The following is a 16,425-nucleotide window of genomic DNA, read 5'->3' on the forward strand; positions in this document are numbered from 1 at the left end:
TCTATCTTTGCATCCATAATTCGAAAACAAGATGCGTAACATCATAAACAATATTATTAACATTTCTATTATTATTCTACTCTGGGAACGGGATAGGAAGTGAGAATGTTGTGTGTTGTTTAAACATATAAAGAAATTAAAAAAGCCTTTCTCACTTCCTGGTGAGAGAGGCTTTTTTCTTGTAGGGGAAACAGAAATAATTAACAATTTATAATTAACAATTGATATGAGCCGATTATTTATTTTCGACACTACCCTGCGCGACGGAGAGCAGGTCCCGGGATGCCAGTTGAATACCGTAGAAAAGATTCAGGTAGCACGCGCGTTGGAGGAACTCGGTGTGGATGTGATTGAAGCAGGTTTTCCTGTTTCCAGTCCCGGTGATTTTAATAGCGTGGTGGAAATATCCAAAGCAGTCACTTGGCCGACTATTTGCGCCTTGACCCGTGCAGTGGAAAAAGATATCGATGCCGCTGCCGCCGCCTTGAAGTACGCCAAGAAAGGACGTATTCATACCGGCATAGGAACATCGGATTATCATATCCGGTATAAATTCAATGCCACGCAGGAGGAGATATTGGAGCGGGCAATTGCTGCTACCCGTTACGCCAAACGCTTTGTGGAAGATGTTGAATTTTATTGTGAAGATGCCGGGCGGACAGACAATGAATATCTGGCGCGGGTCGTGGAGGCTGTCATCAAAGCCGGAGCTACGGTGGTGAATATTCCCGATACGACAGGTTATTGTTTGCCCGATGAGTACGGTGCAAAGATTAAGTACCTGATGGAAAATGTCGAAGGCATAGATAAGGCCATTCTCTCTACGCATTGCCATAACGATCTGGGCATGGCTACGGCCAATACGGTACAAGGGGTGTTAAATGGAGCCCGTCAGGTGGAGGTGACCATTAACGGTATCGGCGAACGGGCCGGGAATACCTCCCTGGAAGAAATTGCTATGATCTTCAAAAGTCATAAAGAAAGAGAGATTATTACCCATATCAATACAACCAAAATATACGATGTCAGCCGCATGGTCTCCAGCCTGATGAATATGCCTGTGCAACCCAATAAAGCCATTGTCGGGCGAAATGCCTTTGCGCATTCTTCCGGCATCCATCAGGATGGGGTATTGAAGAACCGGGAGAGTTATGAAATCATAGATCCTAAAGAAGTCGGTATTGATGATAATGCCATCGTATTGACGGCAAGAAGTGGACGGGCAGCATTGAAACATCGCCTGCATATGTTGGGGGTAGAACTGGAACAGGAGAAACTCGATAAGGTGTACCAGGATTTTCTTAAATTGGCTGATCGTAAGAAAGATATCAATGAAGATGATGTATTGATGCTGGTGGGCAAAGACCGGACGGAGATGCATCGCATCAAACTGGATTATTTGCAAGTAACCAGTGGGGTAGGTGTGCAGGCAGTAGCCAGTGTCTGTTTAAATATGTCTGGGGTTAAACGCTTTGAGGCTGCTTCCGGCAATGGCCCGGTCGATGCCGGTATCAAAGCGGTGAAGAAGGCGATCAGCAACAGTGATATGACCATACAAGAGTTTCTCATTCAGGCAATAAGTAAAGGAAGTGACGATACCGGAAAGGTACATATGCAAGTCGAGTATAAAGGAAATATCTATTATGGATTTTCAGCCAATACGGATATTATAGCCGCTTCGGTAGAAGCCTTTGTCGATGCAATCAATAAGTTTATAGTAGAATAAATATAAAAAGAATGGATAAAACATTATTTGATAAGATTTGGGATAAACATGTCGTAGATACCTTAGCCGACGGTACTATCCAATTATATATAGACCGGTTGTATTGTCATGAAGTGACCAGCCCGCAGGCTTTTGACGGATTGCGGGAAAGGGGACTGAAACCTTTTCGTCCGCAACAGGTGACCTGTATCCCCGATCATAATATCCCGACCCTACATCAGGATCGCCCCATTGAAGATCCTGTATCGAAAAACCAGGTAGACACATTGGAAAAGAACGCCAAAGAGTTCGGTTTGGCCTATTATGGTCTGTTGCATCCGAAGAACGGTATAATCCATGTGGTAGGCCCGGAAACCGGACTGACGCAGCCGGGTATGACCCTGGTGTGTGGTGACTCGCATACCTCGACGCATGGTGCCATGGGGGCTATTGCTTTCGGTATCGGTACGAGTGAGGTGGAGATGACATTGGCTACCCAATGTATCATGCAACGCAAACCGAAAACGATGCGCATCACGGTTGAAGGCAAACTCAGACCTGGAGTTACTGCCAAAGATGTCGCTCTGTATATTATCCGGGAGATGACAACCGGAGGGGCTACCGGTTACTTTGTGGAATATGCCGGCGAGGTGATCCGTAACGCCACGATGGAGGAACGCCTGACCATTTGCAACCTTTCTATCGAGATGGGGGCACGCGGAGGCATGATTGCTCCCGACCAGACAACTTTTGATTATCTGAAAGACCGTGAATTTGCTCCCCGGGGTGTGGAGTGGGAAAAGAAAATAGCCGAATGGCGTACATTGTATACCGACCCGGGAGCTCAATTTGATAAAGAGATTCTGTTTCAGGCGGAAGACATCGAACCGATGGTCACCTACGGCACCAATCCGGGCATGGGCATGGGTATCTGTGAGAATATACCTGTTGTCGAGCGTATCGATGAGGCAGGTCGTATCTCTTATAAGAAGTCTTTGGAATATATGGGATTCACTGCCGGTGAACCGATACAAGGTAAAACGATTGATTATGTCTTTTTGGGCAGTTGCACGAACGGACGGATTGAAGATTTCCGCGCTTTCGCATCGCTGGTGAAAGGAAAGAAGAAAGCTCCGCATGTAACGGCCTGGTTGGTGCCTGGAAGTTGGTTGGTAGAGAAGCAAATACGGGTAGAAGGCATTGATAAGATATTGGAAGAGGCAGGCTTCGAACTGCGCCAACCCGGTTGTTCCGCTTGTCTGGCGATGAACGAAGATAAGGTGCCGGCCGGCAAGTATGCTGTCTCTACCTCGAACCGTAACTTCGAAGGTCGTCAGGGACCGGGAGCCCGCACCATCCTTGCCGGACCTTTGGTGGCTGCCGCCGCTGCTGTGACTGGAGTTATAACCGATCCACGAGAGTTCCTTTAAGAATCAATGATTAACAAAAATGTGACAAGAATGAAAGAGAAAATAAATAGAATCATATCTACCTTTGTGCCGTTACCGTTGGAGAATGTAGATACGGATCAGATCATACCGGCCCGGTTTCTGAAGGCGACGACTAAAGAAGGCTTCGGCGATAACCTGTTCCGTGATTGGCGGTACGACAAAGAGGGGCATCCGAATCCGGACTTTGTATTGAACCAGGGGGTATACAAAGGGGAGATACTCGTGGCCGGTAAAAACTTCGGTAGCGGATCGAGCCGTGAACATGCCGCCTGGGCTATTGCCGGTGCCGGATTTCGTGTGGTCGTGAGTAGCTTTTTTGCTGATATTTTCAAGAACAACGCGATGAACAACGGGGTTCTACCCGTAGTAGTATCACCGGAGTTCCTCACTGAGATATTTGCTTCGGCAGAAAAGAATCCACAAGCGACATTGACAGTCGATCTACCTAACCAGACCATTTGTAACAACGAAACGGGCAACAGCGAGTCATTCGATATCAACCCTTACAAAAAAGACTGCCTGGTAAACGGACTGGATGATATCGACTACCTGTTGGCCAATAAGTTAAAGATCGAAGCTTACGAATCAGGTCGTTAGATCGCGTTCACTTATAAAATAGATTATCATGATAGAAATAATGGATACCACCCTGCGGGATGGGGAACAAACGACAGGTGTTTCTTTTTCGGCACATGAAAAACTAAGTATCGCTCAAATCCTTTTGGGTGAGTTGGGGGTGAACCGTGTGGAGATAGCTTCGGCACGCGTTTCGGAAGGAGAGTTTGAAGCCGTTCGGAAAATATCCCGTTGGGCGGAACGAACGGGTAACTTGGACAAATTGGAGGTCCTTGGTTTTGTGGATGGAGACGTGTCGCTCAACTGGATTGAAGCTGCCGGATGTCGGGTGGTAAACCTGCTCTGTAAAGGCTCGTATAAACATGTCACGGAGCACCTCTGCCGTACCCCGGAAGAACATATCCGCGACATTCGCCAGGTGATTCAGTTGGCTATGGAGAAAAAGATAGAGGTGAACCTATACCTGGAAGACTGGTCGAACGGTATTCAGCACTCTCCCGAGTATGTGTTTCAGTTTATCGATGGCCTAAAGGACTTGCCGATCCGGCGCTTTATGTTGCCTGATACCTTAGGGGTGTTGAATCCGGAAAGTACATATGATTATTGTCATAAGATGATGAATCACTATCCTGATTTGTGGTTTGATTTTCATGCGCATAATGATTATGATCTGGCTGTGGGAAATGTATATGCAGCGATCCGGGCAGGAGTGAAAGGGGTGCATACCACGGTGAACGGACTGGGCGAACGGGCTGGCAATGCCCCGTTGAGTAGTGTGTTGGCAGTTATCAAAGATCAATTGGGAGAAATAACGACCCTGAAAGAAGAAAAGATCAACCGGGTCAGCCGCCTGGTCGAAACCTATTCAAGTGTGCACATAGCACCCAATGAACCTATTGTCGGTGAATATGTTTTTACTCAATGTGCCGGTGTGCATGCCGATGGGGATAATAAGAATAATCTGTATTACAATGATTTATTGCCGGAACGTTTCGGTCGCATACGCGAATATGCCTTGGGTAAGACATCCGGCAAGTCGAATATCCGGAAAAACCTGGAAGCCCTGGGTATTGATATGGATGATGATTCGATGCGTAAAGTGACCGAACGTATCACTGCCCTGGGAGATAAAAAAGAGGTGGTCACACAAGAAGATCTGCCTTATATCATCAGTGATGTATTAAACCAGGCGACCAATGAAGAAGAAAAGATACGCATCATGAATTATTCCTTATCTTTGGCACAAGGCTTACGTCCGGTGGCAACGGTCAAGATGGAAATCAACGGCCAGGCGTATGAGGAGTTTTCCTCCGGTGACGGACAATACGATGCTTTTGTGCGAGCCGTCCGGAAGATATACACCAACCTGGGACGTCCGTTCCCGATGTTGACGAATTATTCGGTTTCTATTCCTCCGGGAGGACGCACGGATGCTTTCGTGCAGACGATTATCAGTTGGAATTATGCCGGAGTGGATTTCAAAACCCGTGGACTGGATGTAGACCAGACGGAGTCGGCTATTAAAGCTACATTGAAAATGTTGAACAAAATAGAAAACTAAAAAACAGGAGGTATTACTTATGAAGCAATTGAAGATCGCATTGGTAGCGCATGATAAACGCAAAGTAGATATGGTAGAGTGGGCCATACATAATGCCGACTTTCTGGCCAGTCAACACCTGGTGTGCACCGGAACAACCGGTGGAATGGTATATGATGCTTTTTTAGAAAAAGGCATCGATATAGAGATGACCCGCATGCATTCCGGACCGCTGGGAGGAGATGCGGAAATAGCCGCGATGGTCGTTCGCAAAGAGATTGACCTGGCTATCTTCCTGATAGACGATTTGAATCCGCAGCCGCACGAGGCCGATATCCAGATGTTGCTTCGGCAGTGCCGGGTGCACAATGTGCCCATTGCCTGTAACCGGTATAGTGCCGATTTAATGCTTACCAGTACCCTTTGGGACGATGAGACATATGTACCCATGGAGCCCAAATATGTACATTTCCAACGATAAATAAGAATAACATACAAATGAATATACGTATTGCAGTATTGGCCGGTGATGGCATCGGCCCTGAGATTGTTGAGCAAGGAATGAAGGCGGTAAAAGCCGTATGCCGGAAGTTCGGACATACCTTAAACTATGAGGAAGCCTTGGTGGGAGCCGCCGCTATCGATGCCACGGGCAATCCTTATCCGGATGAAACGCATGAACTATGTATGCATAGCGACGCTGTCCTCTTCGGAGCCATCGGTTCGCCCCGCTATGATAACGATCCGTCTGCCAAAGTGCGTCCCGAACAAGGGTTGTTGGCTATGCGCAAAAAGTTAGGTCTCTATGCCAATATCCGTCCGGTGACTACCTTTCCTTCTTTGATACATCAATCACCGCTTCGGGCAGACTTGGTGGAGGGTGCCGATTTTATGTGTATACGGGAACTGACAGGCGGACTCTATTTCGGTCGTCCGCAAGGACGTTCTGAAGATGGAGATACGGCGTATGATACCTGTGTGTATACCCGGGAGGAAATCGAACGTATCGTTCGCCTTTCTTATCAGTATGCCCGGAAAAGGAGAAAGAAACTGACCGTTGTAGACAAAGCCAATGTGTTGGCAACATCCCGTCTCTGGCGTCAGGTAGCGCAGGAAATAGAAAAGGAATATCCTGATGTGGAAACTGAATATATGTTTGTGGACAACGCGGCTATGCGTATTATTCAATGGCCGAAAAGCTTTGATGTGATGGTGACCGAGAATATGTTCGGAGATATTCTGACAGACGAGGCTTCGGTGATTACGGGTTCCCTGGGTATGCTACCTTCGGCTTCTATCGGTATGCATACCTCTGTGTTCGAGCCTATTCACGGTTCTTATCCGCAGGCGGCCGGAAAAAATATAGCTAATCCGTTAGCTACCATCCTGAGTGCCGCCCTGATGTTTGAATATGCTTTCGATCGGATGGAGGAGGGGCGATTGATTCGGGAAGCGGTGACCGCCTCTATGGAAGCTGCCATTGTCACGGAAGATATTGCTTCCGGAGGAAAAAAATACTCTACCAGCGAAGTGGGGGATTGGATTGCAAACTATATTGAGACAAAAGCTTGATAAAGAGGTAATCAAACGATATTGTTCTACTGTTTTTACAAGCCGAAATTCTATTGCCGATGGGCATCGGCAATATTAACGATGCTGTTCAGCAATATTGACGAACACGTTCAGCAATATTGCCGATGCGCATCGGCAATAAAATAATCCTTGAATTAAGGGGGGGATCCTATTGAAAACGGATCAGTCTATTCGTTTTCTCTTGAGGCTGACTCAGCGTAGGCAAAAAGCAAATGGGCATGGAGGGGACTCACGTCAACTCTCATGCCCATTTAGCATGCTTTTCATGAAACATAATCAACAAGTAAACAATTAATTTATCAAACTATTTTATCTTTTTACGAAGTATTCAGCCCGGTATTCTCCTTCTTTCTGCCGTTACTTGCGGCAATGGCAAGGTTTTACCTATTGCTGTTTATTTCATAGGATTTCTGTGTGATACTTACTCACTTATGTGCGTTTCTTGATAAGTGAGATTACCCAAAGTAAAATGACTGCACCGATAACCGACATTATCAGGGATCCGATAATGCTACTGGTCGAGAATCCCAGTAATCCGTAGATCCACCCTCCTAAAACACTACCGACTAAACCTACGATTAGATTCACGATTATACCAAAACCACTACCTTTCATAATCCAACCGGCAATAGCACCTGCCAGAATACCTACAATGATAGACCATAATAATCCCATGACTTTATTGTTTTAAGTGAATAAATATTTTTTTGTTCAAACATATAGAAGCCTTGATCTATATGCTTTTTACTTAAAACAATCAAGCATTCGTTTTGTTCAGGATAGAATGAAAATGCAGAATAAATTTGAATGGATGATAAAAAGGGGTGTTTACGAATAGATAAGATAGAGCGTATACGCAATGTAACCAGCTATCAAAATAATACCTTCCAGCCGTGTGATCGTACGTTTCTTGAAAAACATGCCGAATAGGTATAATAGAATGGAGGAGCCTATCAACGCGTAAAAGTCTATAACTTGAATGCCTTGTAAATTCAAGGGGGTGATTGTGGCGCTACAACCCAATACAAAGAATATATTGAAAAGATTCGACCCGATGACATTGCCAATGGCTATCTCCGGTTTTTTCTTCAGAGCAGCCACTACGGAAGTCGCTAATTCCGGCAAGGAGGTACCTCCTGCAACCAAGGTAAGGGCTATGATTGATTCGCTGACGCCTAAGCTGCGGGCAATACCTGAGGCACCGTCTACAAACAATTGGCCTCCATAGATCAGACCCGCCAAGCCTCCGATGATAAAAAGTGCAGCTTTCCCATGCGGCATCGCTTTTACGGAAGAGTCCTCCTCCTTCTTGGCTGTCTCTTTGCGTGCAATAGCAAATGTATATCCCAGGAAAATGGCAAAAAAACAAAGCAAGAGCAGGCCGTCACTCCGGCTGATCACATCCGCTTCTGCCCGGTTTATCAAGATGTCACTCGCACATATGAAAAAGGCAACAGAGGCCAATAGGGTGAGGGGTATTTCATGTTTAAGCGTGCCTTGGGTTATCTTTATCGGAAGAATAGCTGCCGTACAGCCTACTATCATCAAGGTGTTGAACAGGTTACTTCCCAACACATTGCCTACGGCCAGGTCTGCGCTTCCTTTCAAAGCAGAGACAACACTCACGGTCAGTTCCGGTGCCGATGTGCCGAAAGCAACAATCGTCAGCCCTATGACCAGGTCGGATATACGAAAACGTTTAGCTACAGCGGCTGCACCATCCGTCAAAGCGTTTGCCCCCCAAAGGATAAGGAGCAAACCACCGATTAAGAAAATAATATGCATATCTAATTAGAAAGGGAGGTCGTCAACCGGATTGGTCGGTCCAAAGTCTGGGGCGACAGGAGCTGATGCCGGTGCGAAATTACCGGGAGTCGTTCCTCCGGCGGCAGGCATGCCTTCGGCAGAAAGAGCCCGTTCCACTTTCCAGGCATTGATATTGGTGAACCAACGTCCCTGGTATTCGCGACTGTCGATATCAAAAGAGACGGTAAGCATTTCATCTAATTGAATGGCTGCTTGGGCAATACGGTCAGCACCAAACAGTTGGAAGCATACTTTCTTAGGGTATTGATCTTGCGTTTCCAATACATATTCTTGCTTTTTCCACTCGTTTCCTGTCTTGCTCACTCCTCCTTGCTCCGGCAGTATAGCTATAATTCTTCCCGTAACTTCCATTTTGTTTGTCATTAAATTTACGGGCAAAGATAGAGTTTTCTACCGAATGGGCAAAGCATGCATAAGGCTAAAAATGCTTACTCTTTGGGATCGATATTGTCGAAGGCTTCTTTCATCGATAAGAGTTCTTCTTTTATTTGTTTCAACCGATGAATGATATCTTCCTGGCGGACGGTAGAGTCTTTGTTTTCTTTTAACCGCTGACGGGCACCGGCTAAAGTCATGCCTCGCTCTTTCACCAAATAATAGATCAGGCGAACGGAGTCGATATCTTCCTGTTTGTAGAATCGCGTTCCTTTGGCTGTCTTGCGGGGACGAATCACATCAAACTCTTTCTCCCAGAAACGAAGGGTCGATTCGTTGATGTCAAACATCTGCGCCACCTCGCTGATGGAGTAGTATAATTTGGCAGGTTTTTCTTTTTTTAAGGCCATATATTCTCTTTGTTTTGGTTAATCCATTACCTGCCCATGGTTGTCGGCTATCTGGATCATCCGGTCATATTCCTCCGGAGTCAAATCCATATAGTAGTACTTCGCCGGATTGTCGTATTTACCACGTACAATTACTTCGTAATGCAAATGGGGGCCTGTTGATTTGCCTGAATTACCGACTTCACCTATCACCTGTCCGCGAACGACTTTCTGTCCGACCCGGGCACGGTATTTACTCATATGACCGTATAATGTCTGATAGCCATATCCATGATCCACTATGATACAGTTGCCATATCCTTGTTTCCAGGCAGCGAAGGTGACAACACCGTTACCTGTGGCATAAATGTCTGTGCCGATCTTGGCGGTGAAGTCCATACCCGTATGGAAACGAGGTACCCGGTAGATCGGGTCAATCCGCATCCCGTAACCGGAAGCTGTGCGCGTCAGGTCCTTATTCGATATGGGTTGAATGGCAGGAATACATTGGCTGCGTTCTTCCTGGCTCTTGCCTAAATGAATGAGTTCTTCCAGGGAGTTGGACTGCACATATAATTGTTTACGAAGCATATCCATTTTGCGCGTGGTCGAAACGACCAGATCCGGGTTGGAAAGATCCATTAGGTGTTCATACCGGTTGCTGCCTCCGAAGCCGGATTTGCGTACTGATTCCGGGATTGACTCTGCCTGGAATATGGCGCGATACAGGTTTTCGTCTCTTTGTTGCAGGTCTTCCAATACTTCAAATGCGTTATTCAGGCGAAGAGATAAAATCTCATATTGTGTTTGTAACAGTTTATTCTCTTTCTGTAATTGAAATTCCATAGGGGAATCAAACAAATACATCATCGCGAAGAATGTGGCTATACCAAAGACGATGCCTGTACTCAGGTGACGAAGAATAGTGAAAAGACGATCTTTGGGAGAGGGGTATACACGCTCGTAACTAAGCGTATTGGGGTTGTATAAGTAGTATGTTTTGCGCGACTTGAATAGCTTCATGGAATATTTTGTTACGGAAATAGATGCAAAAATAATAATTTGCAGTACTTTTGCAAATCCTTTTTTGGAATATTAACGAGTAGTTACGAGTTTATAATATGTTGACAGCTAAAGAAACCCGCGAATCATTTAAAGCCTTTTTTGCATCTAAAGGCCACCAGATTGTACCTTCCGCTCCTATGGTTATCAAAGGAGATCCTACATTGATGTTTACAAATGCAGGAATGAACCAGTTCAAAGATATTATCTTAGGCAATGTCCCTATCAAATATGCCCGTGTCGCGGATTCACAGAAGTGTTTGCGTGTCAGCGGAAAACACAATGACCTGGAAGAAGTAGGGCATGATACTTACCATCATACCATGTTTGAGATGTTGGGGAACTGGTCGTTTGGTGACTACTTTAAAAAAGAAGCGATCGAATGGGCCTGGGAATATTTGGTAGATGTATTGAAACTGGATCCTGCCCGATTATATGCCACTGTTTTTGAAGGAAGCCCTGCCGAGAATTTGGAACGCGACAATGAAGCCGCCGGTTATTGGGAGGAATATCTGCCTTTGGATCATATCCTGAACGGAAACAAAAAAGATAACTTCTGGGAAATGGGAGATACAGGTCCTTGTGGTCCCTGCTCGGAGATACATATAGATTTGCGTCCTGAAAATGAACGGGCTATTGTGTCGGGCGCTGAATTGGTCAATAAAGACCATCCCCAGGTGATCGAGATATGGAACCTGGTGTTTATGCAATACAATCGCTTGAGTGATGGTTCGCTTGTCGGCCTTCCTGCCCGTGTGATCGATACAGGTATGGGTTTTGAGCGCTTATGTATGGCTATCCAGGGGAAAACATCGAACTATGACACGGATGTGTTCCAACCCATCATTCAGACCATCGCCTCCCAAACGGGAACAACCTATGGAAAGGATAAACAACAAGATATAGCCATGCGTGTGATCGCTGATCATATCCGGACAATCGCTTTCTCTATCACAGATGGACAATTGCCGTCGAATGCAAAAGCCGGATATGTGATCCGTCGTATTTTGCGCCGGGCTGTCCGTTACGGATATACCTTCCTGAATCGCCGCGAAGCATTTATGTATTCATTGATCCCGGCTCTGATTGGTACAATGGGAGATGCTTATCCGGAATTGATTGCTCAACAGACACTGATCGAAAAGGTGATCAAAGAAGAAGAGGAATCTTTCCTTCGCACCTTGGAGACGGGTATCCGTCTATTGGATAAAAAGATTGAAGAAGCCAAAACAGCAGGTAAGAAGATTGTCAGCGGTACAGATGCTTTCACGCTTTACGATACCTATGGCTTTCCGCTTGACTTGACAGAGTTGATCCTGCGCGAACAAGGTATGGATGTGAACCTGGATGAGTTCAATGCAGAAATGCAGAAACAAAAAGAACGGGCACGTAATGCAGCCGCTATTGAAACGGGTGACTGGGTCGTTCTGAAGGAAGGAGAAAGCCGTTTCGTTGGGTATGACCAGTTTACATGCGACGCGGAAATTCTTCGTTACCGTAAGATAAAACAAAAAAACAAAGAATTATATCAGATCGTACTTGATCAGACTCCATTCTATGCAGAAAAAGGAGGACAGGTTGGGGATACCGGTTACTTAATCTGTGACGAAGAGAAGGTGGAAATACTGGATACAAAAAGTGAGAATAACCTCTCTGTGCATCTGGTTGCCCAATTGCCTCAAGATGTAACCCTTACCTTTACGGCTGCAATCCATACGAAGAAACGTATCCAGAGCGAATGCAATCACTCGGCGACTCACCTTCTGCACGAGGCCTTACGCGAAATATTAGGCTCGCATGTAGAACAAAAAGGTTCGTATGTCTCTCCGGATTCTCTCCGCTTTGACTTTTCTCATTTTCAGAAAGTAACAGACGAAGAGATTCGCCAGGTGGAAAAATGGGTAAATGCTAAAATCCGGGAAAATATACCCCTGGAGGAACACCGTAATATGCCGATCAGTGAAGCTGTCGAATTAGGTGCGATGGCTCTTTTTGGTGAAAAATATGGGGATGAAGTACGTGTGGTGAAATATGGTAATTCCATCGAGTTATGTGGAGGAACACATATCCCGGCTACCGGAATGATAGGCAGTATACGTATTGTGGGTGAAAGTTCTATCGCCGCCGGTGTGCGCCGCATAGAAGCTGTAACCGCAGAAGCGGCAGAAAACTTTAATTATACTTTCCAAGATATATTGCATGAGATCCGTTTGATGTTCAATAATATGCCGAATGTTGTTCAGGCTATTAAAAAGACGATCGAAGAAAGCGGGGAGATGCGTAAACAACTCGAAGATTATGTCAAGGAGAAAGCGGGTGTTCTCAAAAAAGAAATTATATCGAGGGCCAGAGAGCAACATGGCGTAAAATTGATACAATATGTCGGAAAAGGCCATTCGGATATAATGAAGGATATAGCGTTCCAGATCAAAGGAGAATTGAATGAACCCTTTGTACTGGTTGCCGGCATCGTGGAAGAATCGAAATGTACCATCATGGTGATGCTGAGCGATGATCAGGTAGCAGAAGGCTTGAATGCCGGTAAATTAGTGAAAGATGCAGCTAAACACATCCAGGGTGGAGGAGGAGGTCAACCTCATTTTGCCACTGCCGGAGGTAAAAATACCGAAGGGGTATCAATGGCTGTTGATGCCATAATAGAAGCTGCAGGAATGAAATATTAATACAAAGCCCTGTGTCAACAGGGCTTTTTTTATTTTACAAAATGGAAGAGCAGAGAGTAGTCATATGTACAGACTTGAAGTCCGAGTTGCAGGAATTCCTTTCCTCCCTTACGTATAACAAATTATTTGTCTTGACAGATAACAATACATTGGAGAAATGTTTTCCTATCCTACAGGATGTGCCTGCCATGCAAAATGCAACCCTAATCACGGTAAAGGCAGGGGATACTTATAAGAGTGTAGAACAACTCTCTTTCATCTGGTCTCGTTTGTCTAACGAGGGGGCGTCGCGTGACTCCATCCTTTTGAACCTGGGAGGAGGCATGATTACGGATATGGGAGGGTTTGCCGGGGCGACCTTCAAGCGAGGCATCCGGACGATCAATGTGCCCACTACCTTAATGGCTTCGGTCGATGCTGCTGTCGGAGGCAAAACAGGCATTAACTTCAATGGTCTGAAGAATGAAATAGGATCTTTTTATCCGCCATTATGCGTGTTTGTTGACAGTCAGTTTCTTCAGACCCTGGACAAAGACAATTTTCTTTCCGGTTATGCAGAGATGATAAAACACGGATTGATCAGTTCCGAAAAGGTATTAACTCCTCTATTGCAATTCGATCTTAACGCCTTATTCTCCAACGTTCATAAAGCAACGATTAATAGTCAATTGTCAATTGTCAATGATCAATTAACGGAATTAGTTGCTCAATCCATCGCTGTGAAAGAACATATAGTTGCAGAAGACCCCAAGGAAAAAGGAATACGAAAAGCGCTTAATTTCGGTCATACGATCGGTCATGCCTTTGAGAGTCTTTCTTTTATAAAGAATGCCCCCCTGTTACATGGGCATGCCGTAGCTGCAGGAATCATCTGTGAGCTTTATCTCTCCTACAAAGAAGTGCATTTTCCTATGGATAAATTGAGTCAGATAGTCTATTATATCAAAGAGAACTATCCCTTATTTTATTTTGACTGCAATGACTATGAAAGGCTCTATGAGTTAATGACGCATGACAAGAAAAACGAAGGCGGAGTCATTAACTTCACTCTCTTGGCAAATGTCGGAGATGTCCGCATTAACCAGGATGTAAGCAAGGATAAAATCCTCGCTTCGTTGGATTTTTACCGTGAAAGTTTTGGCATCTAATAGAAAAATTCTACATTTGCACTCGAATTAAACGGGATGTAGCTCAGCCCGGTAGAGTACGCGTCTGGGGGGCGTGTGGTCGCAGGTTCAAATCCTGTCATCCCGACGGCTAATAAGAGACTGGTAATCAATACGATTGCTGGTCTTTTTCTTTTTAAGAGGGGTGCTTCAAGAGAGGTTGTTTTTATATGAAAATGGCTGAAAAATGACTACAAAAGTCACCCGTGGCGTCACCCAAATTTATTTATGCACGCAACGATTTCTGTTATTTGCAACAAGCACAAAGTGCTTTCAAATGGGGAATCTCCCATTGTATTACGAATTGCTAAAGGAGGAAAAAGAGCAATCAAAAGTTTAGGAATTTCTATCAATCCAAGTCATTGGGATGAGCAAAAAGAGCAAGCCAAGCCAATTTGCCCCAATAAAAAGCAAATAGACTTACTTGTTTTGAAGACTAAAACAGAGTATCAAAAGAAAGTCTTAGAGAAGTCTGTCAATGATGAAGATTTCACCCCTCAATCACTTCTGTTTGATGAGCAGAAGTCTATCAAAGTCGCTACTGTTGAAGAGTTTTACCAAGCAATCATCAAAGAGTTAAGAGCAAAAGGCAATATAGGAAACAGTTATGCCTACTTAAACTCTTACAACTCTTTAAAGAACTTCAACAAAGGGAAAAAGCTTACATATCCATTTGGGTATATAGATGTGCTATTCTTAAAGAAGTATGAGAGTTGGCTAAGGAAACGAGAGAATAAGTACACAACTTTAAGTTACCAGTTCAGAACATTGCGATCGGTCTATAACAAGGCAATAAAAGAGAATTTGGTGAAGGCTCATAAGAACCCATTCATAGAATTTAAGGTCAGCAAGTTCAACACCAAAACACAGAAAAGAGCCTTAAGCAAAGAGGAGATATTGAAGATTATAAATGCAGACACCTCGCAACAAAGCGAAAAGCGCAAATTAGCCCAAGATATTTTCACCTTTTCCTATCTCTGTGGCGGTATCTCATTTGTTGATATTGCGAATCTCTCACCTAATAATATTATCAATAATCGAATTGTCTATAGCAGGCAAAAAACAAACAGCCCTATCAATCTGACGCTTTCAGAGCAGGCACTTAATATCATACAGAAGTATGACGAATATTGCAAGAAAGCATTTTATCTGTTTCCTATTTTAGATGGGAATAGGCATATTACTCCCATGCAAAAGAGTAATAGAGTTCATAAAATTTGCCACCAGATCAACCAAGAACTACGGAAGCTAGGTGATGAGTTAGAAATTTCAGCAGAAGTCACAACGTATGTTGCAAGACATTCGTTTGCCAGTATTTTAAAGAATTCAGGTGTGAACGTTGCTTTAATCAGCCAAGCTTTAGGGCATACTGATTTAGCCACCACACAGATTTATCTAGATAGTTTTGGTAACGATCAAGTAGACGAGGCGATGAAGAATCTCCTTTGAAATAAATACCATCTTGCCTATATGGTGAGATGGTATTTTTGTACTTTTACCAGTCAAATCATGTAAGCCATGCAAGAACTTATTAAAATCGGCATACCAGAGATTAGAGAGATAGAGCCTTTGTTGACTGAATACTTTGGTTACAAGCGAAATATGATTTCTAATGAACTCACTAATTCATACCATTTCCACTATAAAATATCTGATATTATTCCCAATAAGGAGAAATATATGGTGAGTGATCCTCATTTTAACGAATACGCTATAGATGAAGGAGTGTTTGATTGGAGAAGGTATGCACCCAGAAAAGAAGGTGATTTCAAGATATTCAGTACAGGACTTTTTATGATGGATACAGATCATTTTCTTGTATTTGAAATAGCTGATCCATCAATCCTTGATAAGCTCCAAGACCTTTTTATGGAAAACGAGAATAAACTTAAGATCGAAAGTGAAAAGGAGTTTGAACAGCTATATAATGTCCTCTTAATGGTATATATCATATATAGCAAATACAAAGCAGGGGAACTATACACAGATATTGCATGGAGTGATGATGTCTTTCATTACCAGAATAAAGTAAGACCAGAAATGTTGAAATTATATGA

Annotated in this window: 14 protein-coding genes, 1 tRNA gene and 1 pseudogene; 11 read left to right on the forward strand and 5 right to left on the reverse strand. The window is 44.2% G+C overall.

What is annotated here, in order from left to right:
- Positions 1–226 precede the first annotated feature (226 nt).
- The 6 genes from D0T51_RS04545 to leuB are packed head-to-tail and all read left to right on the forward strand — an operon-like array spanning position 227 to position 6,844.
- Entirely contained in the window at positions 227–1,726 is a 1,500-nt protein-coding gene (locus tag D0T51_RS04545; protein ID WP_163725787.1) for a 2-isopropylmalate synthase, read from the forward strand.
- Between the two features lie 11 nt (positions 1,727–1,737).
- Entirely contained in the window at positions 1,738–3,135 is a 1,398-nt protein-coding gene (gene leuC / locus D0T51_RS04550) for a 3-isopropylmalate dehydratase large subunit (protein WP_163725789.1), read from the forward strand.
- A gap of 30 nt (positions 3,136–3,165) precedes the next feature.
- Positions 3,166–3,753, forward strand: coding sequence for a 3-isopropylmalate dehydratase small subunit (leuD, locus tag D0T51_RS04555; protein ID WP_163725791.1), 588 nt, complete (start codon positions 3,166–3,168; stop codon positions 3,751–3,753).
- A gap of 28 nt (positions 3,754–3,781) precedes the next feature.
- The gene (locus D0T51_RS04560; RefSeq protein WP_203583321.1) at positions 3,782–5,293 is read left to right on the forward strand and encodes an alpha-isopropylmalate synthase regulatory domain-containing protein; all 1,512 of its coding nucleotides are present in this window, start codon (positions 3,782–3,784) and stop codon (positions 5,291–5,293) included.
- 19 nt (positions 5,294–5,312) lie between these two features.
- Entirely contained in the window at positions 5,313–5,753 is a 441-nt protein-coding gene (locus D0T51_RS04565) for a methylglyoxal synthase (protein WP_163725793.1), read from the forward strand.
- Positions 5,754–5,770: 17 nt separating this feature from the next.
- Positions 5,771–6,844, forward strand: coding sequence for a 3-isopropylmalate dehydrogenase (gene leuB, locus D0T51_RS04570; protein ID WP_163725795.1), 1,074 nt, complete (start codon positions 5,771–5,773; stop codon positions 6,842–6,844).
- A 450-nt stretch (positions 6,845–7,294) separates the two neighbouring features.
- Here the strand turns inward: leuB and D0T51_RS04575 are convergent, their stop codons facing one another.
- The 5 genes from D0T51_RS04575 to D0T51_RS04595 form a co-directional block, all read right to left on the reverse strand.
- Positions 7,295–7,540, reverse strand: coding sequence for a GlsB/YeaQ/YmgE family stress response membrane protein (locus D0T51_RS04575; RefSeq protein WP_163725797.1), 246 nt, complete (start codon positions 7,538–7,540; stop codon positions 7,295–7,297).
- A gap of 153 nt (positions 7,541–7,693) precedes the next feature.
- Entirely contained in the window at positions 7,694–8,650 is a 957-nt protein-coding gene (locus tag D0T51_RS04580) for a calcium/sodium antiporter (RefSeq protein ID WP_163725799.1), read from the reverse strand.
- Positions 8,651–8,656: 6 nt separating this feature from the next.
- Complete coding sequence (locus D0T51_RS04585; RefSeq protein WP_163725801.1) at positions 8,657–9,043, reverse strand: DUF3127 domain-containing protein; 387 nt, start codon at positions 9,041–9,043, stop codon at positions 8,657–8,659.
- Positions 9,044–9,120: 77 nt separating this feature from the next.
- A complete protein-coding gene (locus tag D0T51_RS04590; RefSeq protein WP_163725802.1) occupies positions 9,121–9,477 on the reverse strand; it encodes a MerR family transcriptional regulator in 357 nt (118 codons plus the stop codon).
- Positions 9,478–9,495: 18 nt separating this feature from the next.
- Complete coding sequence (locus D0T51_RS04595; protein WP_163725804.1) at positions 9,496–10,479, reverse strand: M23 family metallopeptidase; 984 nt, start codon at positions 10,477–10,479, stop codon at positions 9,496–9,498.
- A 98-nt stretch (positions 10,480–10,577) separates the two neighbouring features.
- Here D0T51_RS04595 and alaS point away from each other — a divergent pair, with 98 nt between their 5' ends.
- From alaS to D0T51_RS04620, 5 genes and pseudogenes are all read left to right on the forward strand, one after another.
- Positions 10,578–13,202 carry an alanine--tRNA ligase gene (gene alaS, locus D0T51_RS04600; protein ID WP_163725806.1) on the forward strand — a complete coding sequence of 875 codons (2,625 nt, stop codon included), beginning with the start codon at positions 10,578–10,580 and terminating at the stop codon, positions 13,200–13,202.
- A 41-nt stretch (positions 13,203–13,243) separates the two neighbouring features.
- A complete protein-coding gene (gene aroB / locus D0T51_RS04605; RefSeq protein ID WP_163725808.1) occupies positions 13,244–14,350 on the forward strand; it encodes a 3-dehydroquinate synthase in 1,107 nt (368 codons plus the stop codon).
- 32 nt (positions 14,351–14,382) lie between these two features.
- Positions 14,383–14,456 (forward strand) — tRNA-Pro (locus D0T51_RS04610).
- A 140-nt stretch (positions 14,457–14,596) separates the two neighbouring features.
- A complete protein-coding gene (locus D0T51_RS04615) occupies positions 14,597–15,817 on the forward strand; it encodes a site-specific integrase (RefSeq protein ID WP_163725810.1) in 1,221 nt (406 codons plus the stop codon).
- A gap of 69 nt (positions 15,818–15,886) precedes the next feature.
- Positions 15,887–16,425, forward strand: a pseudogene (locus D0T51_RS04620) (hypothetical protein); the annotation flags it as partial.

Origin of the sequence: Parabacteroides sp. 52 (assembly GCF_010500925.1) — a bacterium.
In the GTDB taxonomy this organism is placed as follows: domain Bacteria; phylum Bacteroidota; class Bacteroidia; order Bacteroidales; family Tannerellaceae; genus QVMG01.